The sequence below is a fragment of the Pseudomonas sp. LBUM1661 genome, from assembly GCF_059695925.1.
Window position 1 is genome coordinate 3,089,974 of record NZ_CP166794.1, and the last position, 22,676, is coordinate 3,112,649.

22 protein-coding genes and 1 pseudogene are annotated in these 22,676 nt (G+C 60.2%); 10 read left to right on the forward strand and 13 right to left on the reverse strand.

The annotated features are described in order from the left end of the window. Window positions 1-145: 145 nt before the first annotated feature. The gene (locus ACA057_RS14175) at window positions 146-934 is read left to right on the forward strand and encodes a DeoR/GlpR family DNA-binding transcription regulator (RefSeq protein ID WP_497349298.1); all 789 of its coding nucleotides are present in this window, start codon (window positions 146-148) and stop codon (window positions 932-934) included. A gap of 339 nt (window positions 935-1,273) precedes the next feature. On the opposite strand, the gene ACA057_RS14180 is transcribed toward ACA057_RS14175, so the two are convergent. After that, a complete protein-coding gene (locus ACA057_RS14180) occupies window positions 1,274-2,125 on the reverse strand; it encodes a CAP domain-containing protein (RefSeq protein ID WP_497349300.1) in 852 nt (283 codons plus the stop codon). A 142-nt stretch (window positions 2,126-2,267) separates the two neighbouring features. On the opposite strand from ACA057_RS14180, the gene ACA057_RS14185 reads away from it, so the two are divergent. The 5 genes from ACA057_RS14185 (at window position 2,268) to ACA057_RS14205 (ending at window position 6,720) form a co-directional block, all read left to right on the forward strand. Beyond that, window positions 2,268-2,888 (forward strand): cell wall hydrolase, encoded by a 621-nt coding sequence (locus tag ACA057_RS14185; RefSeq protein ID WP_497349302.1) that lies wholly within the window; start codon window positions 2,268-2,270, stop codon window positions 2,886-2,888. A 206-nt stretch (window positions 2,889-3,094) separates the two neighbouring features. Then, on the forward strand, window positions 3,095-4,072 hold the full coding sequence (locus tag ACA057_RS14190) for an NAD-dependent epimerase/dehydratase family protein (RefSeq protein ID WP_497349304.1): 978 nt from the start codon (window positions 3,095-3,097) through the stop codon (window positions 4,070-4,072). A gap of 54 nt (window positions 4,073-4,126) precedes the next feature. After that, entirely contained in the window at window positions 4,127-4,867 is a 741-nt protein-coding gene (locus tag ACA057_RS14195; protein ID WP_497349306.1) for a glycosyltransferase family 2 protein, read from the forward strand. Beyond that, the gene (locus ACA057_RS14200; protein ID WP_497349308.1) at window positions 4,864-5,142 is read left to right on the forward strand and encodes a lipid-A-disaccharide synthase N-terminal domain-containing protein; all 279 of its coding nucleotides are present in this window, start codon (window positions 4,864-4,866) and stop codon (window positions 5,140-5,142) included. Before ACA057_RS14195 ends, ACA057_RS14200 begins: the two co-directional genes overlap by 4 nt. Before the next feature lie 3 nt (window positions 5,143-5,145). Then, window positions 5,146-6,720, forward strand: coding sequence for an ArnT family glycosyltransferase (locus ACA057_RS14205; RefSeq protein WP_497349310.1), 1,575 nt, complete (start codon window positions 5,146-5,148; stop codon window positions 6,718-6,720). A gap of 5 nt (window positions 6,721-6,725) precedes the next feature. On the opposite strand, the gene ACA057_RS14210 is transcribed toward ACA057_RS14205, so the two are convergent. Continuing rightward, complete coding sequence (locus ACA057_RS14210) at window positions 6,726-10,214, reverse strand: hypothetical protein (RefSeq protein ID WP_497349312.1); 3,489 nt, start codon at window positions 10,212-10,214, stop codon at window positions 6,726-6,728. 124 nt (window positions 10,215-10,338) lie between these two features. On the opposite strand from ACA057_RS14210, the gene ACA057_RS14215 reads away from it, so the two are divergent. Beyond that, window positions 10,339-11,271, forward strand: coding sequence for a GlxA family transcriptional regulator (locus ACA057_RS14215; protein ID WP_497349314.1), 933 nt, complete (start codon window positions 10,339-10,341; stop codon window positions 11,269-11,271). A gap of 249 nt (window positions 11,272-11,520) precedes the next feature. Beyond that, on the forward strand, window positions 11,521-12,495 hold the full coding sequence (locus tag ACA057_RS14220) for a nitrilase-related carbon-nitrogen hydrolase (protein ID WP_497349316.1): 975 nt from the start codon (window positions 11,521-11,523) through the stop codon (window positions 12,493-12,495). 151 nt (window positions 12,496-12,646) lie between these two features. Here the strand turns inward: ACA057_RS14220 and ACA057_RS14225 are convergent, their stop codons facing one another. From ACA057_RS14225 to ACA057_RS14245, 5 genes are all read right to left on the reverse strand, one after another. Next, window positions 12,647-13,345 (reverse strand): dienelactone hydrolase family protein, encoded by a 699-nt coding sequence (locus tag ACA057_RS14225; RefSeq protein WP_497349318.1) that lies wholly within the window; start codon window positions 13,343-13,345, stop codon window positions 12,647-12,649. 37 nt (window positions 13,346-13,382) lie between these two features. Continuing rightward, a complete protein-coding gene (locus ACA057_RS14230) occupies window positions 13,383-13,589 on the reverse strand; it encodes a hypothetical protein (RefSeq protein ID WP_497349320.1) in 207 nt (68 codons plus the stop codon). 86 nt (window positions 13,590-13,675) lie between these two features. After that, a complete protein-coding gene (locus tag ACA057_RS14235; protein ID WP_497349322.1) occupies window positions 13,676-14,191 on the reverse strand; it encodes an HvfX family Cu-binding RiPP maturation protein in 516 nt (171 codons plus the stop codon). 57 nt (window positions 14,192-14,248) lie between these two features. Next, complete coding sequence (locus tag ACA057_RS14240; protein ID WP_497349324.1) at window positions 14,249-14,452, reverse strand: HvfA family oxazolone/thioamide-modified RiPP metallophore; 204 nt, start codon at window positions 14,450-14,452, stop codon at window positions 14,249-14,251. A gap of 234 nt (window positions 14,453-14,686) precedes the next feature. Beyond that, window positions 14,687-15,478: an N-acetylmuramidase domain-containing protein gene (locus tag ACA057_RS14245; protein WP_497349326.1), complete on the reverse strand. Its 792-nt coding sequence runs from the start codon at window positions 15,476-15,478 to the stop codon at window positions 14,687-14,689. Between the two features lie 165 nt (window positions 15,479-15,643). On the opposite strand from ACA057_RS14245, the gene ACA057_RS14250 reads away from it, so the two are divergent. After that, window positions 15,644-17,146 (forward strand): aldehyde dehydrogenase family protein, encoded by a 1,503-nt coding sequence (locus ACA057_RS14250; RefSeq protein WP_497349328.1) that lies wholly within the window; start codon window positions 15,644-15,646, stop codon window positions 17,144-17,146. 75 nt (window positions 17,147-17,221) lie between these two features. Further along, entirely contained in the window at window positions 17,222-17,572 is a 351-nt protein-coding gene (locus tag ACA057_RS14255) for a BON domain-containing protein (RefSeq protein WP_497349330.1), read from the forward strand. Window positions 17,573-17,582: 10 nt separating this feature from the next. Here ACA057_RS14255 and ACA057_RS14260 read toward each other — a convergent pair. From ACA057_RS14260 to ACA057_RS14285, 6 genes and pseudogenes are all read right to left on the reverse strand, one after another. Continuing rightward, window positions 17,583-17,759 (reverse strand): annotated as a pseudogene (locus ACA057_RS14260) (carbonic anhydrase); the annotation flags it as partial. 89 nt (window positions 17,760-17,848) lie between these two features. Continuing rightward, entirely contained in the window at window positions 17,849-18,148 is a 300-nt protein-coding gene (locus tag ACA057_RS14265) for a hypothetical protein (RefSeq protein WP_497349332.1), read from the reverse strand. Between the two features lie 138 nt (window positions 18,149-18,286). Beyond that, window positions 18,287-18,616: a hypothetical protein gene (locus tag ACA057_RS14270; protein ID WP_059405521.1), complete on the reverse strand. Its 330-nt coding sequence runs from the start codon at window positions 18,614-18,616 to the stop codon at window positions 18,287-18,289. Window positions 18,617-19,137: 521 nt separating this feature from the next. After that, the gene (locus tag ACA057_RS14275; RefSeq protein ID WP_497349334.1) at window positions 19,138-19,641 is read right to left on the reverse strand and encodes a GNAT family N-acetyltransferase; all 504 of its coding nucleotides are present in this window, start codon (window positions 19,639-19,641) and stop codon (window positions 19,138-19,140) included. Between the two features lie 49 nt (window positions 19,642-19,690). Continuing rightward, a complete protein-coding gene (locus tag ACA057_RS14280; RefSeq protein WP_497349336.1) occupies window positions 19,691-20,320 on the reverse strand; it encodes a glutathione S-transferase family protein in 630 nt (209 codons plus the stop codon). Window positions 20,321-20,398: 78 nt separating this feature from the next. Further along, complete coding sequence (locus ACA057_RS14285; RefSeq protein WP_497349338.1) at window positions 20,399-22,348, reverse strand: DNA topoisomerase III; 1,950 nt, start codon at window positions 22,346-22,348, stop codon at window positions 20,399-20,401. Window positions 22,349-22,676: the final 328 nt, after the last annotated feature.

Below are 22,676 nucleotides of genomic sequence, written 5' to 3' on the forward strand. Positions count from 1 at the left end.
CTTGACGACAAGGGAAAAATTCATGGGTAACTGCTCTGGCTTGGGGCACCGGGGCGTTTGCCAGAAAACCATCAGACACCGACTCGATTGAGTTTGTGCGGCGGTTTGGCTAATCTCGCACAAACACGCAAAAACAGGCATAAGCATGCAAGATCAGCATTCAGCAGCGGAGCTTCCCCAGCTCCGTCGGCAGAAAATCCTGCTCATCCTCGAACGTGACGGCAAGGTCATGGCCTCCGAGCTGAGCCAGCATTTCGCGGTGTCGGAAGACACGATTCGACGGGATCTCTCGGAGCTTGCCAGCGCCGGCCTGGTGCAGCGGGTGCACGGCGGGGCGCTGCCGCGTCCCAAGGACACGGGGAAGGATTACTTCACTCGGGTTAGCGAAACCGATGAGGTGAAAACCCATCTGGCGCAGCTTGCGGCCGCGCGGGTGGAGGATGGGCAAATCGTGATGTTCGATTCCGGCTCCACAACGCTGCAGATCGCGCGTTCGTTGCCCTTGGACATTTGCATCACCGCGATCACGACCTCGCCGATGACCGCGATTACCTTGGCGGAATACAAAGGCATCAAGGTGATTATGGCGGGTGGGCAACTTAACCTGGCGACGATGTCGGTCAGCGGTCATGAGACCGTGCGCTTGCTGCAAAGCATCAAGGCGGATGTGCTGTTCACCGGTGTGTGTGCGATTCATCCGGAGGTGGGCATCAGCTCACTGCATTTCGATGAGGTGCCGGTGAAACAGGCATTGTTTGACAGCGCCTCACAGGTGATTGCCGTCACCACGGCGGACAAACTGGGGGCGGTGGAACCGTTCGTTGTCGCGCCGTGTTCGCGTCTGCAGATGCTGATCACCGAGCGTCATGTGGCAACGGGGAATATCGAGGATTACCGCAAGCTGGGGATCGAAGTGGTGCAGGCTGAGGTTTGAGACTGAGCTACATGTCCCGCAGGGAGCGGGCTGTCTGCTGGCATTTGTGTTGAATGTGCTGACCACTTCGCGGGCAAGCCCGCTCCCACAGTAGTTCCAGGTTGCTCACAGGTTTTGTGTTCGCTGGAGATCAAGTGTGGGAAATTCCAGTCAGCCATGAACCAACGCAATCGCAAACGAAACAACGATCATGCAGGCAAATGCAAAGTTAAGATTCATGAGGCCAACGTCCAAGCTGTTTAAAGTGGTGCCATATTGAACAGGTCGCAGGCAAATAAAAAATTCGGCTTCATGATTTAAAAGATCAAAGAAAATGATGATTGCCGGCTACGGGTTTGTTCACTGCGCACCGAACATCACCGTCCAGTAAATCCCCGCATCACTCTTCGGATCGACCGCATAGGCCGCCCCTGCATCCCGGAACTGTGGGTTCATCAGGTTCGCGCAGTGACCGGGACTGGCCAGCCAGCCGTCGACCACCTTGCGCACGGTGTCTTGCCCGGCGGCGATGTTTTCGCCGATCTGCTGTGCGTTGTATCCCGCCAGTTCCGCACGGTCACCCGGTGTGCGGCCATCACGGTCCTTGTGATCGAAGAAGTTGTTATTGGCCATGTCCCGCGAATGCGTTTCGGCGGCTGTTCCCAGTATGGCGTTCCAGGTCAGCGGCGTGGTGGCGGCAAAGGATTGTGCGCCGCACTGTTGGGGCCGGGTGCGGGCGGTGTTGAGCTCGGCCAGCAGTTTCTGGCCCTCCGCCTGCCAATCACCGAGGCGCGCGCTCAACAGCGGGCGGGCCACCACGATGCGCCATTCGCGGTCCTGGCGGCTGACGCCGACATCGACGAATTGCGGGTCCAGTACAATCTGGCAAAAAGTTTCCTGGATCGCCTTCATCGCCGAGGCCGCATCACGGGGCCCGGACAAGCTGATCGCCTGCACATTCTTCATCGGATAACCCGCGGTCACCATGGCCTGCTGCAAATTGCCGATGCTGGTGGCGGACAGTGCCAGGCGTGGATCGGCCGACAGCGGCGGCAGCTCCGACGAGACCTGGCCGGCGCAGCGTTGCAACTGGCTGCGGTAGACGTTGATCGACTCGATCAGCTGTGACGCGTCGCTCGCCACGGCGTTGGCAGCGAACAGCAGTCCCACTGACAACCCGGCAAAACGCATAGCGGATGATGTGAAGCGCATGGAAATCCCCCTTGAGCAGACTGCGCCCATGATGCGCGAAGTTACCCCATCAAAGGCAACGTATTTTCCAGAATGTCAGGAGAGGTGTGCAAACATTTCACTACTACACTGAAACGATACTGCCCACTGAGTCATTCCCACCATGCGCTTTGACTGGTTAGCCTCCTGCCTCGCACTCACTCTGCTTGCCGGCCCCGCATTCGCCGAGGATCAAGAGCAAAAACAAAAAGTAGCCGAAGACAAGGCCGAGGTGCTTGAGCATAAGGCGGCGGAGAACAGCAGCCCCGCACCGGCAACCAAAGCCCAAGCCATTACCCAGTCCGAAGTCCAGGCCGTGGACCCGGCCGGCGCCGCGCCGCTGGACGATGCAATCACCTGCCTGGCCCGTTCGATTTACTGGGAAGCCAAAGGCAAGAATTCCGCCGACATGGAAGCCGTCGCCAACGTCGTCATGAACCGCCTGGGCCACGAGGGTTTTCCGGATACGGTGTGCGGTGTGGTCAAGCAAGGTTCGGAAACCAAGAGCTGCCAGTTCTCGTGGTGGTGTGACGGCAAATCCGATTCGGTTCAGGAAGAAGTCCCTTACGCGCTCGCCAAGGAAATCGCCCGCAAGGCGCTGAACAAGCAATTGCCGGATCGCACCCATGGCGCGCTGTATTTCCATGACCGCACCGTGAAGCCGGTTTGGGCCAAGGAGTACATCAAAACCGTGGACATCGGCTTGTTCCGGTTTTATAAACCGCAGGGTGGGGATGCGAAGTAGCGGCGTCGATTTCTGACTGTTTTTTTGCAGACATACCTCAACGTTACCGAAACTGAAATATTTCTGTTTTATAAGTTTCACGGCGCAACAGTGCGTCAGTGATGCCATAAGCAGGAACATCAGATGAAGCTGAAGAGGGTGTTAATCAGCAACAACGCACCGATGAATGCGCATTGGCGGGCAGGCGTTGCCCGGGCGAGCACCCTGTGACTGTCTTGGTCACCGGTGCCGCCGGTTTCATCGGCTTTCACACTGTCCGACGCTTGTGCCAGGACGGTCATGACGTGGTCGGGATCGACAACCTCAGCGACTACTACGATGTCACGCTCAAGCAGGCGCGGCTCAAAGCGCTGGAGTCCTTGCCGGGATTTCGATTCCAGAAAATGGACATCGTTGATAAACCGGCCTTGCTGGCGTTGTTCGATAAACACGGATTTACCGAGGTGGTGCATCTGGCGGCGCAGGCCGGCGTGCGTTACTCGCTGGATAACCCGGATGTGTACGCCCAATCCAACCTGGTGGGTTTCCTCAATGTGCTGGAAGCCTGCCGTCACCATCACCCTGACCATCTGATCTATGCCTCGAGCAGTTCGGTGTACGGCACTAACAGCAAAATGCCGTTCAGTGTCGACGACGCCGTCGATCACCCCATCTCGCTGTATGCCGCCACCAAACGCGCCAATGAACTGCTGGCTGACAGCTATTGCCATTTGTATGGCTTGAAGGCCAGCGGCTTGCGTTTCTTTACCGTCTACGGCCCTTGGGGGCGGCCCGACATGGCGCTGTTCAAATTCACTGACGCGATCCTCAAAGGCCTGCCGATCGACCTCTATAACCAGGGCCAGATGTCGCGCGACTTCACCTACATCGATGACATCGTCGAAAGCATCGCCCGACTGCGCTCGCGGCCGCCAGTGCCGGAGGGTGAGGCCGTTGGCGTGAACCGACTGTTCAACATCGGTCGCGGCATGCCGGTGGCGCTGCTGGATTTCGTCGAGTGCCTGGAGCTGGCGCTGAATAAACCGGCCCAGCGCCATTTCATGCCGATGCAGGCCGGTGATGTGGTCAAGACCTGGGCCGACGTGTCGGCGCTGGCGGCGTGGGTTGGCTTCAGTCCGCAGGTGACGGTTGAAACCGGCGTGGCGGAATTCGTGAAGTGGTATCGGCAGTTTTATCAGATTTGAATTCGGTGACGGCGGTCTGTAGGAGCTGGCGTGATGAGGATAAATGGGGACTCCATGAGCCAGGATATTTTTGTATCGGTACTGATTCCAGCAAAAAACGAAGCGAACAACCTCAAGCCCTTGCTTGAAGAAATACGCGTGGCGCTGGCCGACGAGGCTTATGAAATTATCGTGGTCGACGACGGCAGCACCGATGCCACGCTGCACGAGTTGCGGCAGATCAAAAACAGCGGCCTGGACACCTTGCGCATCCTGCGTCACGAACGTTCGCTGGGGCAAAGCACCTCGCTCTACCATGCGGCGCGTGAAGCGCGGGGGCAATGGTTGGCGACGCTCGATGGCGACGGGCAAAACGACCCGGCGGACATCCCAGGCATGTTGGCACTGGTGCGCGGCGAGCGGGGCAGGGGCGACGTGCAATTGGTGGCCGGCCACCGGACCAACCGCCGCGACACTGCGAGCAAGCGCTGGGCCTCGCGTTTCGCCAACGGCCTGCGTCGCCGTCTGCTCAAGGACGCCACCCCGGACACCGGTTGCGGCTTGAAGCTGATCGAGCGAGTGGCCTTTCTGCGTCTGCCGTATTTCGACCATATGCACCGCTTCATTCCGGCATTGATCCAGCGCCACAACGGGCGAATGATCGTCCACCCGGTCAACCACCGACCGCGCACGGCCGGCGTGTCCAAGTACGGCAACCTCGACCGCGCGTTGGTCGGCATTCTCGACCTGGTCGGTGTCTGGTGGCTGATCAAACGCACCCGCCTGAACACCAACGCCCAGGAGGTGGACGCATGACTTTGTCGCGAGAAGTCCTGTGGCTGGTGATTGGCTTTGCCGGGCAGATTGCATTTACCGGTCGCTTCGTCTTGCAGTGGCTGTACAGCGAATACAAGAAACGCAGCGTGATCCCGGTGAGTTTCTGGTACTTGAGCATTGTCGGCAGCACCTTGCTGTTCGCCTACGCCATTTACCGCCAAGACCCGGTGTTCATTGCCGGCCAGGCCTTTGGTTCCATCGTGTATCTGCGCAACCTGCAATTGATCGCCAAGAGCAAAAACCTCAAGGAATAAGCCATGCGCCGAACCCTATCGCCCAGGGTCGAATGCCTGGGCCTGATGCTGCTTGCCTTGCTGTTGATCGGTGCGGGCCTGGGGCTGCGTCAGGCGCAGAACGTCGATGAAGAACGTTTCCTCGGCGTGGCGCTGGAGATGCTGAACAACGGTTCGTGGCTGATTCCACACCGCGCCGGGGAAATCTACGGCGACAAACCGCCAATTTTCATGTGGACGGTGGCGTTCTTCGTCTGGCTCACCGGCAAGCCCAACATCGCGCTTTATATTCCGGGGCTGTTTTCGGCGGTGACGGTGACAGCGATGGTCTACGACCTGGGCCGCCGGCTCTGGAATCAGCGCACCGCTCGCACGGCTGCGCTGCTGTACCTGGCGACTTACCAGACCTACAGCATCCTGCGCACCGGGCAGATCGACAGCTTTTTGATTCTGTTCACCTCGCTGGGCCTGTACGGGCTGGCGCGTCACTTGCTGCTCGGCCCGGCGTGGCGCTGGTTTTATGTGGGCTGCGCCGCCATGGGCATTGGCGTGATCACCAAAGGCGTCGGCTTCCTTCCGGCGCTGATGTTGATCCCGTATGCCTACGCGGTGCGCAAAGGTTGGCCGGGCGTGGTGGCCATGCCGGGAGAAGCGCGCAAGTGGTTGCTGGGTTTTGTGGTGATGCTCGGTGCGATTGCGATCTGGCTGTTGCCCTTGGCGCTGTCCATTGCACTCAATGGCAGCGCTGACGAAATTGCCTATGCACGGGAAATCCTCCTGCGCCAGACCGCCGGCCGCTACGCTGCCGCGTGGCATCACCGCGAGCCGTTCTGGTACTTCTTCGTCAACGTTATTCCGCAGTATTGGCTGCCTTTGGTTTTGGTGTTGCCGTGGCTGGTGCCAGCCTGGCGTCGACAGTTGAGCAAACGCGACGGTCGGGTGCTGGTGCTGCTCGGTTGGGTGGCGCTGGTGGTGCTGTTTTTCTGTATCAGCAGCGGCAAACGCAAGTTGTACATCTACCCGGCGCTGCCCGGATTGGTGCTGGTGGCCGCGCCGCTGATCCCGTGGCTGCTGCAGCGCTGGTTCCGCCAGCGCCCACGGTTTCGACGGGCATTTCCGGCGCTGGTCGTGACCTGGTTTGTGCTGTGGTTCGCCCGTGGTTTCATCGAGCCGGTCAAGGACGGGGTCAATCCGGATCAGTTGATCATGGCGCAGGCGAGTACCCTGAGCCACGGCGCGGAGCTGGTATTGGTCAACTGGAGCGAGGGCCACTGGTTGTTCGCCCGCCAGCCGATTGTGCATTTCGGCATGCTCGATTCCACGGTGGAGCGGGCCGCGCAGTGGCTGCGCGAACATCCGCAAGCCTACGCGTTGGTGCCGGATGAGGTGCTGAGTCGCTGTTTCGATCCCCTGGCTGCCCGTGAGCTGGGTGAGACGTCCCGGGCGCAATGGTCGATTGTGGGTGTCGATGCGGATAACGGCAAATGCCACCCCGAGCCGTCCGCCACGGTCTATCGATTCAACTGGCCACAGACCGTTGGTTATACGGTTTTTGGCGAAAACCTGCGGCTGGATGTCGTGCGCGCCGGTACGCCATGACCGCGCTAAAACTTCGCGTAGTTCAGCGCATCGACAATCGCCGAGCCGCCGATGCCGGTCAGCGACAGCAGCAGTGCCCGGATCAGCGGGTCTTCGGAGTAGCGGGAGAATGAGCCGGTATTGAGCGTCGCGACGCGCTCGCGGATCATCTTGAACTTCTCGTAGCAGGGCGACGATTCGGGCGTTTGCAGCAGGAAGGCGTCCAGTCGTTGCAACGCAAGTGTGCGGGCCTTTTCCGCGCCGCGCCGCAGCGACAATGCCGAGACGAGCAGGACCAGCGCCGTCAGCAGGTACGAAATGATCAGGCCCGGCGGTGTCGGCCAGTTATCGAACAGGCTGCTGCGCGACGCCAGCAGGATCAACATCACCACCGTCGGCGCATAGATCAGCCGGTTGACCGCCGAGGTGCGTTTGGCGATCAGTTGCAAATCCACCCACTCATCGATGCACGGATGCCTGAGCATGCCGAAGGTTTTCTTGTGCTCCGCCTGCAAGGTCCCGGGCCAGATCGCATGGTGTTCGCTGAGGTGGCGGATGAAGCGCGTCAGCAGCAGATTGGCGTCCACCACCCAGAACACCAGCACCTGGAAAATCAGCGTGGGCAGCAGCCAGCCCATCATCCACCACATCGAATGGCCGCGAACGGGCATGCCTTCCATTGGCCAGACGACAAACAGCACGCTGGTGACGACCACGTAGACCCACGTGGCGAGCATGGCTCGCAGCATTCTGGCACCGAAGGAACCGCACACACAGTGCTCACCCCAGAAGCGCGCAATGGAGATCAGCTTGCGCCCGTCCGCGCAGGTGGTCTGGGCCGGTGCGCAGGATCTCGACCATTCTTCGCTGGTGCTCATCAGCGGGAAGAAAATCAGCACCAGGCAATGCCCGAGTTCGTTGCACCAGCGCCGGAACTTCCAGCCCTTGCCGCGACGAATCAAACGCCGGAGCTGGCCCCATAAGGTCATCTCGTACTTACGCATGTGCAGGGTCAGGTGGTACGCGGTCTCGATCTCGGCCCGGTTGACGCGCAGGTTGCGCCAGCCCCAGGCCAATGCCGCGAGCGATATCAGCACGGCCAGCAGTCGCAGGGCCATGGTCGGCCAGGCACTGATGCCTTCGAACAGGAACATCGGTTCACCCAGGCCGTTTTCCGTCAAGGTGCTGCGCATCTGATACGCCATCATCAAGACAAGGATAAACATCACCAGGGGAACCACGATGTACCACGCACGGGAGTCGTACAGGCCGGTGCTGGCGTTGCCCGTCACATCCTGCGCCATCGCCAGTTTTCTTGCGGAGCGCCGGGTCAGGTTTGCGGTGATGATACCCAGCAGGATCAGCACGAACGTGAACCAGAGGAACTCCGCGTGCCAGAACCGAGTGGCGATAAAGGCGCAGGCCGCTGCCACCATGTACAACGTGATTGGCACGCCCCGGACCCAGGCCAGCCGGGCATCGTGATCATCTCGCGGGCCTTCGATTTTCCACCAGACGATGAACCCGGCGAGTATCAGCAGGGTGAGCGTCAACGGCCCGGCCCAGAAAAACGATTGGGCCTGCTTGAAGCGCTCGCGGATCGACGTGGAGGGTTCAGGGTAGGGCGGTGGCGAGGGATCCTGCAGGCAGCGCAGCGCCATCAGGTCGTGCGGACGTACGCCACGATCGGACTGGGATTGGGTCGGGGCTTCGCAGTTGGCCGGGCGTGAAGCGGTCAGCCGGCTCGCCAGCGGAATGAAGCCGCTGATGCCCACCTCGTAGATCCCCGGCGACAGCAGCTCGGATTTTGAATAGTCGAACTTCGCCCGTTTGGCATCGAAGGATTGTGGTGCCAGCGCGGCCAGCACCGAGATGAACACGGCACTTTGCAGGCTGTCGCGAAACGGCGGCACGTCTTGTTGCAACGCACGGGTCAGCGTCAGGCCATAGGGCGCGGCGAGTATCAGGTTGCGCGTGGTTTGCGCCTGGCCCCGCTGCAACATGCGCGCGTCGAGGTCGGTGGAAAAGTACAGTTTGTACGGCAACCGACTCTTCAGCGCCTGCAACACCAGCAGCTTGTCGTAGGCATCGACGCCCAGCACACCGATGGCGCCAATGCCGCTTTCGCCATTGCGCCTATACGCCGCGTCCTCGCTGGCGATGTGGTCGGCCAGGCGTCGCAGGTAATCGAGTTGGGAATTGCCATCGGATTTCTCCAGTGGGCTGAGATCAATCTGGGTGGGGTCTTTGCTGTTTTTGCCGGGATCGGAAGCGGCGCTTTTGTCGTTGCTGGCCGACTCCTCGGGCAGGCGACCGTCCAGGCCGCGTAAATAGCTGAAGCGCAAAATCCATTGATCGACCACTGCCCGCTGGTTTTTGTCATCGTTACCGAGGCGAGCGTCGTTGGCGACCTGCGACTTGAAGCTTTCAATCAGCGCGCGGCTGTAGAAGCTGTCCCACTCGGAAATCAACGCGATGCGGTTGCCGCTGCGGCGCAGGTCACGGGTGCATGGTGAGCCGATGCGTCGCAGCTTGCCTTCGCTGCACCGCACGCCAGCGGCCGGGTCGACACGGCGCAGCTTCAGTTCCTCCAACATCAGCTGCGTCATGGTGCCGTCGTCGCTGACGGTGCGCAGCAACTTCATCGGTGTTCGGGTTGCCAGCGGTGGTGAAAGTTTCTTGTAGCCGCGATCCAGGGTTTCGTTGTCGGCCGTGGCCAGCGGTGAGTAAATCTCGACAGTCGCCGTGGCCTGGCCGAGGTCCTGGTCCTGGAACATGTCGCGCAAAACGGTTGAGGTGGAAGGGCCGATGACTTTCAGGACGGCGTTGTCGGGTGGTGCTGTACAGGAGGGTGGCGTGCAGCCCTGAGCGATTTTGTGGTTCAGGGTTGCGCGTAGTTTTTCCAGTTGCTGCAACGGGGTTGAACCGAGTGCGTCCTGTTTCAGCCAGAACACGATCGTTCGATCAGGCGGCGGGGCGCCTTCCAGTGCGGTCGGCGGATCGAATGGGTTGGAGACGAAAATTTCATAGGGCGCGTCGACGAAAGCCTGTTTCTGCGGTGCATCGACCGACAGGTCAGCGGCGAGTCTCAAGCAATGGATGTACTGTTCCTGATCCGGCACCCGATGGGAATTCTTGAACCCCGCCAGCAAGGCGTAGCGGATGCGGCGACGCCGTTCGACTTCGTCGGCGTAAGGGCCGCCCTCGACCAGCGCCACCATCACATCGGGCGCTGCATTTTCGCCGGACAGGGACGCCATATCAGCACTGCACACATTGTCCGCATCGGGGTTCTTGCTGTCGGTGAGCTTCTTGCGATAACGCTCGACGGCATCGAAAGGGTCTTGCCAGAGCCGTGCTTCGATGGGCAGTTGCGCCTGGAACTGGGCGCCGATGGGCCGCGGTTCAAGGAACGGCTCGCGGTTGAGGGCGAACATCGAGACCACGAGACTGAGGATCACCGCACTGCCTGGCAGCCAAAACGCCAGGTTAGTGCCCGAACCGTGGTTGTCCATGGCCTGTGCCTCTTGTTTTCGGCCAACTGATTACAGTTATGTATAGACCCAATTTGGGCGTACAGTGCAATTCAGTGGCCTAAAACAAGTCATGCCACTTTTAAGGTCAAGAGAGGTGGCTGTCATGCACGAGATCGGACTGATTGTTCACCCCGGATTCCAGGTGCTCGGCCTGGCGATGTGCGCCTCATTCGAGTTGGCTAACACGGCCGCCGACGAGCCGGTGTACAGCATTACCTTGCTGTCCGAGCACGGGGGGACGGTGCAGACGTCCGCCGGATTCGGCGTGGAAACCAGCGCGTTCGACCAGCACTCGTTCGATACATTGCTGGTGATGGGTGACAACCTGATCCGCCCGACCACGCCGGGCATGGTCGAATTTTTACGCAACGCCAGCCGGACCACCCGGCGCCTGGGTTCGATCTGCACCGGCGCTATCGTGCTGGCCGAGGCCGGCTTGCTCGATGGCAGACGGGCGACCACGCACTGGTGTCATGCCCCGGCGCTGCAGCGGGCGTACCCGAAAGTGAAGGTGGAAGAAGACCGGATCTTTATCAACGACGGCAATATCTGGACAGCGGCGGGCATGAGCGCTTGCGTCGATTTGGCCCTGGCCCTGGTTGAGAACGACCTCGGTGCCGAAGTGGCACGGCGCGTGGCCCGGCAATTGGTGGTCTACCATCGGCGCGCGGGCGGGCAATCGCAGTTTTCGGTGATGCTCGAACTTGAGCCCAAGACTGACCGCATCCAGGCCGCGCTGACCTACGCCAAGCACAACCTGAAGTCCGCGTTGTCGGTCGAGGAACTGGCCAACGCAGCCAATTTGAGCCCTCGTCAGTTCAGCCGTGTGTTCCATGCCGAAACCGGTCAATCACCGGCCAAGGCCATCGAAAACCTGCGGGTGGAATCCGCGCGCCTGATGATGGAAACCGGTCGGCACTCCATTGACGTGGTGGCTGCCGATACCGGTTTTGGCGATCGGGAGCGGATGCGTCGGGCGTTTATCCGTGCGTTCGGCCAACCGCCGCAAGTCATACAACGCGCCAACCGAGCCTGATGCCAGTGAGTCAGGCACTGAACCTGTGGCGAGGGAGCTTGCTCCCGCTGGACTGCACAGCAGTCCTTTTTTTTGGGGCCGCTTCGCGACCCAGCGGGAGCAAGCTCCCTCGCCGCAGGTAACGCATCGTCTGAATTGATGGCATTTTTCAGAGTGTCCTAAAAGGTGGGATATACGACATTCAGGTCTAAATATTATTGGCGTAATGTTGATCTTGTTGAAGCCCACTTTTTCATTGAGATCACCGCCATGACCCTCATCAAAGCCGCCGCCGTCCAGATCGCGCCCGTACTCTACAGCCGTGAAGGCACTGTCGATAAAGTTGTCCAGAAGATTCTTGAACTCGGTGACCAGGGTGTGCAGTTCGCCGTGTTCCCGGAAACCATCGTGCCGTACTACCCGTATTTCTCGTTCGTGCAGTCGCCGTTCGAAATGGGCGCCGAACACCTCAAACTGTTGGACCAGTCCGTGACCATCCCGTCGGCCGCCACGGATGCCATCGGTGCCGCTGCCAAACAGGCTGGCATGGTCGTGTCCATCGGCGTCAACGAACGTGACGGCGGCACGCTGTACAACGCGCAATTGCTGTTCGATGCCGATGGCACACTGATCCAGCATCGCCGCAAGATTTCCCCGACCTATCACGAACGCATGATTTGGGGCATGGGTGACGGCTCTGGCCTTCGCGCTACCGACAGCGCGGTAGGGCGCATCGGCCAATTGGCCTGCTGGGAACATTACAACCCGCTGGCCCGTTACGCCTTGATGGCCGACGGCGAACACATCCACGCGTCGATGTACCCAGGGTCGTTTGCCGGACCGTTGTTCACTTCGCAAATGGAAGTCAACATCCGCCAGCATGCATTGGAATCGGCGTGCTTCGTGGTCAACTCCACCGCCTGGCTCAACCCTGAGCAACAGGCGCAGATCATGGCCGACACCGGTTGCCCCATCGGCCCGATTTCAGGCGGGTGCTTCACCGCGATCATCAGCCCGGATGGCGTGATACTCGGTTCGCTGACTGAAGGCGAAGGCGAGGTGATCGTCGACCTCGACATGAGCCTGATCGACAGGCGCAAACGCATGATGGATTCCCGTGGCCACTACAGCCGTCCGGAACTGCTGAGCCTGCTGATCGACCGCACACCACAGGCTCATGTGCATGAGCGGAGCACTCATCCGAAGCTGGCAGTGATCGGCTCAGTGGAAGAAGTCAGCCTTTAAACCGCGTCGTCCCCATCGCGGGCAAGCCGCGCTCCCACATTGAATTGGATTCCCCTGTGGGAGCGTGGCTTGCCCGCGATGAGGCCATCACAGGCGCAAAAAAAGGGGACTTCCACCTACGCGGTGGAAGTCCCCTTTTACTCATCTGGCCTTACAGTTCCTGACCCAGGAAGATCAACGTATTGCCATGCGCCTCAGCCGCGGTGCGCTGGTTGTAGCTGTCGCGGTGCGAACAGTTGAAGCCATGTTCGGCTTCCGGATACACGACAATTTCCACGTTGTCGTTGTTCTCGAAACGCTCGGCGATTTGCTCCACGGCTTCCAGTGAAATGTGGCTGTCGTTTTCGCCGAAGTGCATCAACAGCGGCACTTCGATTTGATCGGCGCGGTCCAGGTGATTCTGGATTCCACCGCCGTAGTAGGCGACGGCGACGTCCACCAGCCCGTTCGTGGCCGTGAGGTAAGAAAGCAAGCCGCCGAAGCAGTAGCCGAGCGAGGCGATGCCGCCGTCCAGCTCCGGCCGGGCTTTCAAGGCATCGATGGCCAGTTCGATGTCGGCTTGTGCCTTGCCGACATCGGTGGCGTTCATCAATTCGACGGCGCGTTTCCAGCCGGCTTCGTCGTAGCCCAGTTCGATACGGTGGCCGTTGCGCCAGAACAGGTCCGGTGCGATCACCAGGTAACCATCAGCCGCGTATTGCTCGGCAACCGAGCGGATGTGTTCATTCACGCCGAAGATCTCCTGGATCAGCACGATCCCCGGACCTTTGCGGGTATGCGGAATCGCCAGGTAAGCGCCGAATTTACCTTCGTCGCTGTCGATCTCGATCCATTGGGTGGTCACGCTCATGGTGGCTCCTGTCTACGCAATTGAGGTGGGGTAAAGCTTACTGTGGCTGTATGGCCTGGAAGCTTGGCAGTGCCTGCATACGTTTCCACCATTCGCTGAAACCGTCTACTGAAAATACCTGCGGCGCATCCTTGGTCATCGCTATATAGGCACAACCCGGTGCCAGGTAAAAGTCACCGATGCTCGGTTCTTGACCGGCAATATACGGATCGCTGCCTTTTATTTTCATGAGTTCACGCAGCACGCGTTTCGAGTTCTCGATCCCTTTGCGGCGTGAAGCTTCATTCTGCCCGCCAATAAAGTCAGGAAAAAGAAGTTAGCCCTGGCGTATCAGCGGTTGTGGCGACGCCAGAAGAATCGAGCCAGCAGCGCATCGACACTGAGCTTGCCGGCACCCGAGAGCAGCAGTGGCACAAAGGCCGCGAGGTAGATCAGCGGCAGTTTGAAGTTGCCATAACCCTTGTTGCTGATGGAGTAACCCTGGGCAAGCTCACTCAATGTAGACCAATCGGCCGGCCAGTGAACGGCAGCGGTCGCGACGATGGTTACCACGATCAGAATGAAGGCTGAAACCCGAGTTCCCAGGCCGATCAGGATGGCGAGGGCGCAGATCAGTTCAGCCCACATCGACAGTTCCCAGTTCAGCGTGGCCGAGACGTGGTCGAACGGAAACGGGAAGCGGTCCTGGATGTCGGCGAACCAGTTTTCGCCATTCCATTTTTCCAGGCCTGACTCGAAGAACTCCCAGGCGAGGAACAACCGCAGGGTCAGCGGCGCGATCCAGTTACCGGCACGGTCGAGGTTCAGGTGCAGGCCTTTGACGGCCGAAGAAATTGAGCTGTTCATGGGGTTGATCTCCGTTCAGTCAGGGATGTGGGGCAACGGCGTGCCCCACGCAATGGGTTACTCGCCGGCGCCGCACTTGCCTTCGCCACATTTGCCTTCAGCGGGTTTCTCGGGGCTATCGGCCTGGACCTGGCTGTAGCCGTGGGCCAGTTGTTTCATGCTGAACGCTTCGGACTCGGAGGCCGACGCGACGTTGGACAGGGCCAGGCCACCGGCGATGATCAGGCCGAGGGTCAGCGAAGCAGTCGAGAGCTTGAACATGGTGATACTCCGTAGCGTTGAGTGAGTTGAGCGCGGTGATCGGCTTGGCCAATCGACAGGCACATTTCATCAAGCAGGTGTATCTGCGATGTGTCGTTGGTGCGGGGTTTTATGGCCGGGGTGTGTCGAGAGGGGGGCTGTACACACTGTGATACGTAAGCACTTCAACCACACTGCGCCCCTTTAGGAGCTGCCGAGCGCAAGCTCCAACAGGGGCGCGGCGTGGAGGTTCGGTTACAACGGCAACGCGTCGATCCGGCTGCGCAAGTGCTCCAGCGTTTCGTCGTCCAGCACCGTGGTGGGCCCCAGCCCCTCTTTGGCCTGGAACAGATTCATCGCGTCGCGGGTTTGCTTGCCGACGATGCCGTCGATGGTGCCGGGATGAAAGCCCAGGTACGTCAAGTAGGTTTGAGCCATGCGGATCCTCAGGTCCGGGGTGCCGCCATAAGAGAACTTTTGATAGGCGGCACTGAGCCGCAAGTCATAGTTGTTGATGGCGTAGTTGGGGCCGTTGTAGCGGCGGGCGAAATTGGCCCAGTCCTTGGCACGTAACGCGTCCACTGCGCCGCCTTCGATCAACGTGCCAATGGTGCACAGCAGTTGCTCGTTCTCGGAGGCGACCATGCGCTTGACCATCGACTCGACATCCGTCGAACGGGTCTGGGCGAAGTTGAACCCCATCGTCTGCCCCAGACCCCACGAAGTACTTTGCAACGCGGCGTTCCTGTTCAAGCGGATGGCCTGGTTCAGGCGGTCGTATTGGTGCGCCCCCGATTCGCCGTAGTTGCCCGGGGTTTTGCTGCTGATCTGCGGGTGTTGTGCATCAAACATCTGGTGGGTCAGACGGCTGAAGACGTGACGCTCAAAGAGGATTTTCGGTCGGCGATCGGAAAAGTATCCGTTGCCCGAGGTTTCTACTGCCAGAACAGCCCAGAGTTGCGCGGCACTGACTTTGGCAAGGTCCAGGGCATTCGCCAGACCTTCGTCGTCAAGAGCCGATCCATGACTTTTGAATTCATCGCTCATGACAGCCTCCTTCGGCAACAGGAAACGCCGGTGTACCCCTTTAGCGTAGGAGGGCCGGGCGCTGGGGTCGCGGGTTTGCGATCACCGGTCAGGCGCGCGGTTAATGACGCTACGCGCAATTTCCTATACATTTTCTGCCCGTCCACTGCATGGTGAAACCGCTTCATGTCTCTTGCGCTCGAACGTCTAGTCGCTGGCACGCCGATCCCTTTCGCTGGTAATCGTGTCTCTGTGGTCAGCCCCGAATTGGCGGCGCGCTTTCAGCCCGGCGACCACCTGTTGGTGGAGCAAGTCAGTGGCGAGTTGTTGTTGATTCCGGTAGCCGATCAGCAAGCGGCAGCCGTCGCCATCGAACGGGCCGAAGCGGCATTCACGGCCATGTCCGCGGTCTCGGATCAGGCGATCAGCCAATTCTTCGATCTGTTTGCCCAACGTCTGGAAACGCCGGAGTGCTGGGGCTTGATCGCGGCGGCCAACCTGGTCGACATCGAGCGGGCCAAGGCACGCGGGCGCTCCACCACGCGACTGCTGGCCGATGAGCGCATGCGTGCCGACATGATCGCCGGCCTGCGGGCCTGGCGAGATGCGTCGGCCACCCGTGGCAAAGTGGTCAGTTGCGTCGAGCATGACGGCTGGAAAGTCGAGCAAGTGGTCTCGCCGCTGGGCATCGTCGCTTTCGTCTTCGAAGGCCGGCCAAATGTCTTCGCCGATGCTGCCGGGGTGTTGCGCACGGGTAACACTGCGGTGCTGCGCATTGGCAGTGATGCCTTGGGCACGGCGCAAGCCATCGTCACCCATGCATTGAATCCAGCCTTGTCCGAGGCAGGGTTGCCGGCCGGTGCAGTGTCGCTGGTGGAAAGCGTCAATCACGCCGCCGGTTGGGCGATGTTCGCCGACCGACGCTTGTCGTTGGCCGTAGCCCGTGGATCGGGGCGTGCCGTCAGTCAGTTGGGCAGCATCGCGCAACAGGCCGGCACCGCCGTCAGCCTGCACGGCACCGGTGGCGCCTGGTTGATCGCGAACCAGGACGCCGACGCCCAGCGCTTTGCCGCCGTGGTGCGCAACTCGCTGGACCGCAAAGTCTGCAATACCCTCAATGTCTGCCTCATCCACCGTGACCGCGCCAGCGAACTGGTGCCGCTGTTTCTCGACGCGCTGCAACAGGCCGGCACCGCACGGGGCCAGGGCTGCAAATTGCACATCGTCGAGGGCAGCGAGCCGTGGTTGCCAGCGCACTGGCAGACCGCGAGCGTCGAGGTGTATCGCGCCGAAGGCTACCAAACCGAAGCGTTGGCCGAACCGTTGCCCGAGAATCAGTTGGGCCGCGAGTGGGAATGGGAGGAAACCCCGGAAGTCAGCCTGAAGATCGTCGACGACCTGGACCAGTCCATCGCCTTGTTCAATCGCTACAGCCCGCAATTCACCGTGTCGCTGATCAGTGAAGCAGCCGAGGCTCAGGAGCGCTTCTACAACGCGGTCAACGCGCCTTTTGTCGGCAACGGGATGACCCGTTGGGTCGACGGCCAATACGCGCTGAACAAGCCGGAGTTGGGGCTTTCGAACTGGGAGAGCGGGCGCCTGTTTGCGCGCAGCGCGATTCTCTCGGGCGATGGCGTGTTCACCATTCGCAGCCGCATGACTCAGACGGATCTGTCGGTCAAACGCTGAGAACCCCGACCGCAGGCGAGGGCCGCACTATACTTAGTGTGTGTCTGAGTCTGCGTCTTGAGAGAGGGGTCCGTCATGAAACTTCAATCCTTTGGTCATTACTCTCATCAGTTGGAAGCGGTCGCGCACGACGCCTGGATTACCACCCGGGTGAAATCGGCCCTGGCAATGGCCACGCCATCCCTTGGCCTGCAAATTCATGTCAAAACCCTTGCGGGCACGGTGGCATTGAGCGGGCGCGTCAACACCCATAAACAGTGTGAGCAGGCGGTTGCGCTGGCCCGTTCGGTACCGGGTGTCGTCGACATTGATGCCAGGGAACTGCTGACTCACGTGTTCACCCCTGGCAGTGTTCCAACCGCGCCGAACGCCGAAGAGAGCCCTGAGAGCCGACCACAATCGTCCACCAGGAAGGACGATTTATAACCGTGGCGATCGAGTGAGAACAGCGCTCCCATGAGGGGGCGCTGTACCTGATAACGGCGTACTCGACCGTGGCCGAAACACCGCCCGGATGCGGGCTGTAGGAGGGCACGATATTGCCGGCGTTACGGATCACGAACAGTTCGCCGGGTTCTTGCTGGGTCAGCAGTTCCGGCACCACACGGCCATCGCCACCATCCTGCCGGAACCCATCGCCACCGAGGACCGTGTCCTGCGCAAGATACCGTTATTGGGCGCGGTTGCTGCGGAGTGACGGGGTCAGTCATCCACTGATTGGCACACACCATTGGGCGCCTTGCCGGTGGAACTCACGGTCACCGAGTCGTCATCGGCGAGGACGATCGAGAGTGTGACCCCCGATCCTTTGGCTTCGAAGCGGCGATCGTCGATGGCTTTGGTGTCCGCTTCTTTGCTGTTGATCAACACCGGGCCGTCCTGATCCGCATGGACCGCGATTTTTCCGGGGCAGTCGACGTCGAAGGAGGGAACGCCGGGGACACTGTTGGCCTGGGCGACAGTCGTTGTTGCCAGCAGCACGAACGTCAGGACAGTTTTCATCGTTAGCCTCCAAGGTTTGGCGCGTACGCTTAACCATAGCTTTGTTTGCGCCGCACGAGACAAACAAAAAGGCCCCGCTCGACAGTACGAGCGGGGCCTTTTGGTTGTGGGGGGGTGAAATAGAACCCTGGGGACGTCTCAGTAGAACCGGTCAATCACCCGAACTTCGTTCTGGTTCTGCATCGAGGCCCACGCCTGTTTCAGCGTTTGCAGAACATTACCGATGAAGTCCTTGTCGGCCGCGGCTTTCTTGCCGACATAGCCCTGGCCGCGACGGTACATCTTCAGTCGGGCCAGCAGGTTCTGGTTGTTCTTGTCGAACTCCGCTTCATGAGCGTGAGGCGACAGGCAGTCGATATGAACCTGGCCCGACTTGCTGATCCACAGAATGTGGCTGTCATGGCTGTCTTTTTGCGCAGCGAACATACGAGCCAGTTCATCGATAGTAGGTTGATTGTTCAGATTCATAATAAAGCCCCTTGACCATTTGGTGATCTTTCAAAGTTGATTCGCTAATACAGGTAGCCCATCGGTTAGTTGATCCCTGGCACCGAAACCAGGACGTCAGCGGTCGGCCGCCAAATCGACGGGGTCTCGCGTCTGTTGCATGTAGTCGTGTTGAATAACTGCTACGCAATAGCGTCACAACGAAGAGAAGCAGCGAAAACCTTCAGGCCACTACCGACGTTTTCAGGGTCGGCCACAAGCTTCATGAGGATTGATCGCCAGCGCTTCTCGTCCTTGTACTGGACGTTCGGGCCAGGTCAGCTTCTTCAATCTGCCTTGTGGGCAGCGTGTATCCGGGAAAAACAGCTCGGCGGTCAGACGAGCTTGCTCAAACATGTTGCCTGTACTCCCGATCGGGGAGACGTCTGCATCATGCAAGGCCAAAACGGCGTCGTCAACCGTTATGTAGTGATTATTTTCAGTCACTACATATTGTCGGACAAAGTGGTTTTGGAATTAAAAAGGGCAGCGGAACACGCCAGTCAGGCTGACGGCGGTGATGCGGTGAAACGGTAGAAGGTGCAGGGGTAACCGTCGACGGGTAGTTGAAGCAAGGTGAACTCGCCCTGAGTCAGCTCAGGCATCACCCTGGCCCAGAACCGCCGCGCAGGCGGGTTCGCATCGATGTGGAAAATCTGCCATTGACCGGGGATTTGGCTCAAGAGGGTGGAAACGACAAACTTCGCGACGCCTTGGCCACGGAAGCGTCGGCTGACAAAAAAGTAGCCGATGTTGTGCTCCGCGCCTGGCAGATGGGTCCGATCATCCACGGTCACAAAACCGGCCAGTTCACCGTCAACGTTGATGAGGAACGGGCGGGTCGCGGGGTTTCGCCAGTAATCCAGTTCAGGCTGGGCGTTGAAGAAGCCATGCCCGCCGAGTTTCAGCGGCAGCCACTCGCTGAAGTCGTACAGGTAGAACTGCATCAGGTTCTCAATCGTTTCCAGTTCGTCGCGCTGGGCGGCGTGCAGTTCTATCGAAGGCATGCGGGTTGGCTCCTGACGCGCAGGCCATCCGTGGCCCGGACGAGATCACTCAGTGGGGCGCGAAATCGTATTTCCCGCCTTTCTTTAGTGCGGCTGCATAAGCCGGGCGAGCCTGAAAGCGCTCAATCCAGGCCGCGACATGAGGATAGCCGCCGAGCTTGCCCTGGGCCCTGGCAATCTCGCCGATGAAGCTCATCTGGATGTCGGCGGCGGTCAGTTCATCGCCCAGCAGGTAATCGGACTGGCTCAGTGCCGTGTCGAGGTAACCGAGGTAGTTGGCCACTTCCGAATTGATCCGTGGGTGCAATGGCGCGCCGGCTTCACCGAGGCGCCCGACGTACAGGTTGAGCATCAGCGGCAACATTGCCGAGCCTTCGGCGAAGTGCAGCCACTGCACGTATTCATCGTAGGCCGGGGTGGACGGATCGGGTTGCAGGCGACCCTGGCCATGGCGGCGAATCAGGTAGTCGATGATCGCGGAGGACTCGATCAGCTTCTGCGCACCGTCTTCCAGCACCGGCGATTTGCCCAGGGCATTGATCGCTTTCAACTCCGGCGGCGCCAGGTTGGTCTTTGGGTCGCGCTGATACAGTTTCAGCTCGTAGGGGATGGCCAGTTCTTCCAGTAGCCAGAGAATCCGCTGGGAGCGGGAGTTGTTCAGGTGATGCACGATGATCATGGTCAATCCCTTTTCAGAAAAAGCGGCGGTCGCCGAGCTTGAAGAACACTAGACCATCACAGCCGGTTCGAAGTGCCCTCAAGCATTACTCGCTGGTTTTGCCGCGCGTTGGGTCCCGGTCGAGGGCTTGCGCTTGGCCGGTTTTCGTTTGTTTTTCCACGGCGTCGCGCCACGTCCGGCCGGGCTTGCCGGGCCGCTGATGGTCAGGCTGAGGCCGGCACACCGGGCGACCTGCTTGCTCATCCACGCCGCCTGTTTGGTGACGAATTCTTCCAGGCTCATTTCACCGCTTTGCACCATGTCCAGCGCCTGCTCCCAGATCGCCGTGGTTCCCGGATCGGCAATGGCGCGCGGCACGGCGTCGATCAGGCTGAACGCTGCCGGGGTCGCGGCCAGCGCTTTGCCGTTCTTGATCAGGTAACCGCGGTCGAGCAAGCCCTGGATGATCGAGGCGCGGGTTGCTTCGGTGCCGATGCCGGTGGTGTCCTTGAGCTTTTGCTTGAGCAGCGGATCTTCCACCAGTTTGGCGACGTTCTTCATGGCCTTGATCAGGTCGCCTTCGGTGAACGGCTTGGGCGGCTGCGTCCACAGGTCCTTGAGCTTGACGTCGGCGATGGCGCAATCAAGCCCTTCGGCCAGGGCCGGCAGGGTTTGCGGGGCTGGTGCCTCGCGGCCCTTGGCCGGGGCCAGGGCTTCGGGCAGGGCACGTTTCCAGCCGGGCTCGACGATCTGCTTGCCCACCGCGCGCAAGGCTTCACCGGCACAGTTGAAGTCGGCCTGGGTCCGATCGTATTCATGATTGGGCAGAAACTGCGCCAGGTAGCGTGCGCGGATCAGGGTGTAGACCGCTCGTTGCTTGCCCACCAGCCGCTCAAGGTTTTTCGCCGCAGCGGTGGGGATGATGCCGTGGTGAGCGCTGACTTTCGCATCGTTCCAGGCCCGTGAGCGTCGCTGGGGTTCCAGGTGATCGTTCAAGGCGTTCAGCGCCGGGTCAGCCTGGCGCAGCGCCGCCAGAATACCCGGTGCTTCGCTGTGCTGGCTCACAGGCAGGTAGCCGCAGTCGCTGCGAGGGTAGGTGATGACTTTGTGGGTTTCGTAGAGCGCTTGGGCGATGTCGAGGGTCTCCTGGGCACCGAGGCCGAGTTTCTTCGAGCAGACTTCCTGCAAGGTGCCCAGATCGAATGGCAATGGCGCCACTTCCCGCATCCGTTCGGTGCGTAGCTTGATCACCCGCGCACTCGTCGCGCTGCCCATTGCGGCGGCCGCTTTCTGTGCCAGCGGCTGATTCAGGCAGCGATCCTGATCGTCGCAGACATCTGACGCCGCACGCCACTGGGCAGTGAACGCCGTGCCGTCATGCAGCAGTTGCACGTCGATGGCCCAGTAAGCCACCGGCACGAAATCGGCGATGCTGCGATCGCGATCCACCACCAGGCGCAGGGTCGGTGTTTGCACCCGCCCGACCGGCAAGACGCCCTGATAACCTGACTGCCGCCCCAGCAGGGTAAACAGCCGGCTCATGTTCATCCCGATCAGCCAGTCGGCCCTGGAGCGCCCCAATGCCGAATGATAAAGACTGAAGGTTTCGGCCCCCGGCTTGAGCGCCGCGAGTGCCTTGCGGATCGAGGCATCGTCCAGCGCCGATAGCCATAGCCGCTGGATCGGCCCGCGATAGCGACAATGTTCGACCAGTTCCCGGGCAATCATCTCGCCCTCACGGTCGGCGTCGGTAGCGATGACCAGTTCGTCAGCTTCGCCGAGCAAGCGTTTGACCGCCTTGTACTGGCTGGCCGTGCGCGGCTTGACGGTCATTTTCCATTTTTCTGGAATGATCGGCAGGTCCGCCAGCACCCAGCGCTTGTAGCGCGCGTCGTAGGCATCCGGCGGCGCGGTTTCCAGCAGATGGCCAATGCACCAGGTCACCGTGACGTCCGTTCCCAGCCAGCAGCCGTCGCCCCGACGCCTGGCGCCGAGCACGGCCGCAATGTCTTTGGCCTGGGAAGGTTTTTCACAGAGGTACAGCCGCATAACCACCATCGTTCAGTCGGTTTGAAGAGGTGAACAGAATGCGCAGGGAAAGCGATTGGAGCAACCTTTATCTGTATGGATGTACAGCAAAACCTGTTGCGTATGTTTTCGGGGCTCAATCCACCACTGTCCCTTTGACCCGAAACTTGCGCTTGCCCGATGAGGGCCAAGACACATCTACCGTGTGTGCACATTCCAATGCGCGTGCTGACGAACGCTGCGATGTTTTGATCCTCCGTTCGGCTGCGAAGCCGTCGTGATCGCGAAATCTGGGTTATACCTGACAGTCGTGGTCTCGGTTTTTTTGCGGCCGCTGTGCAGTCCATCG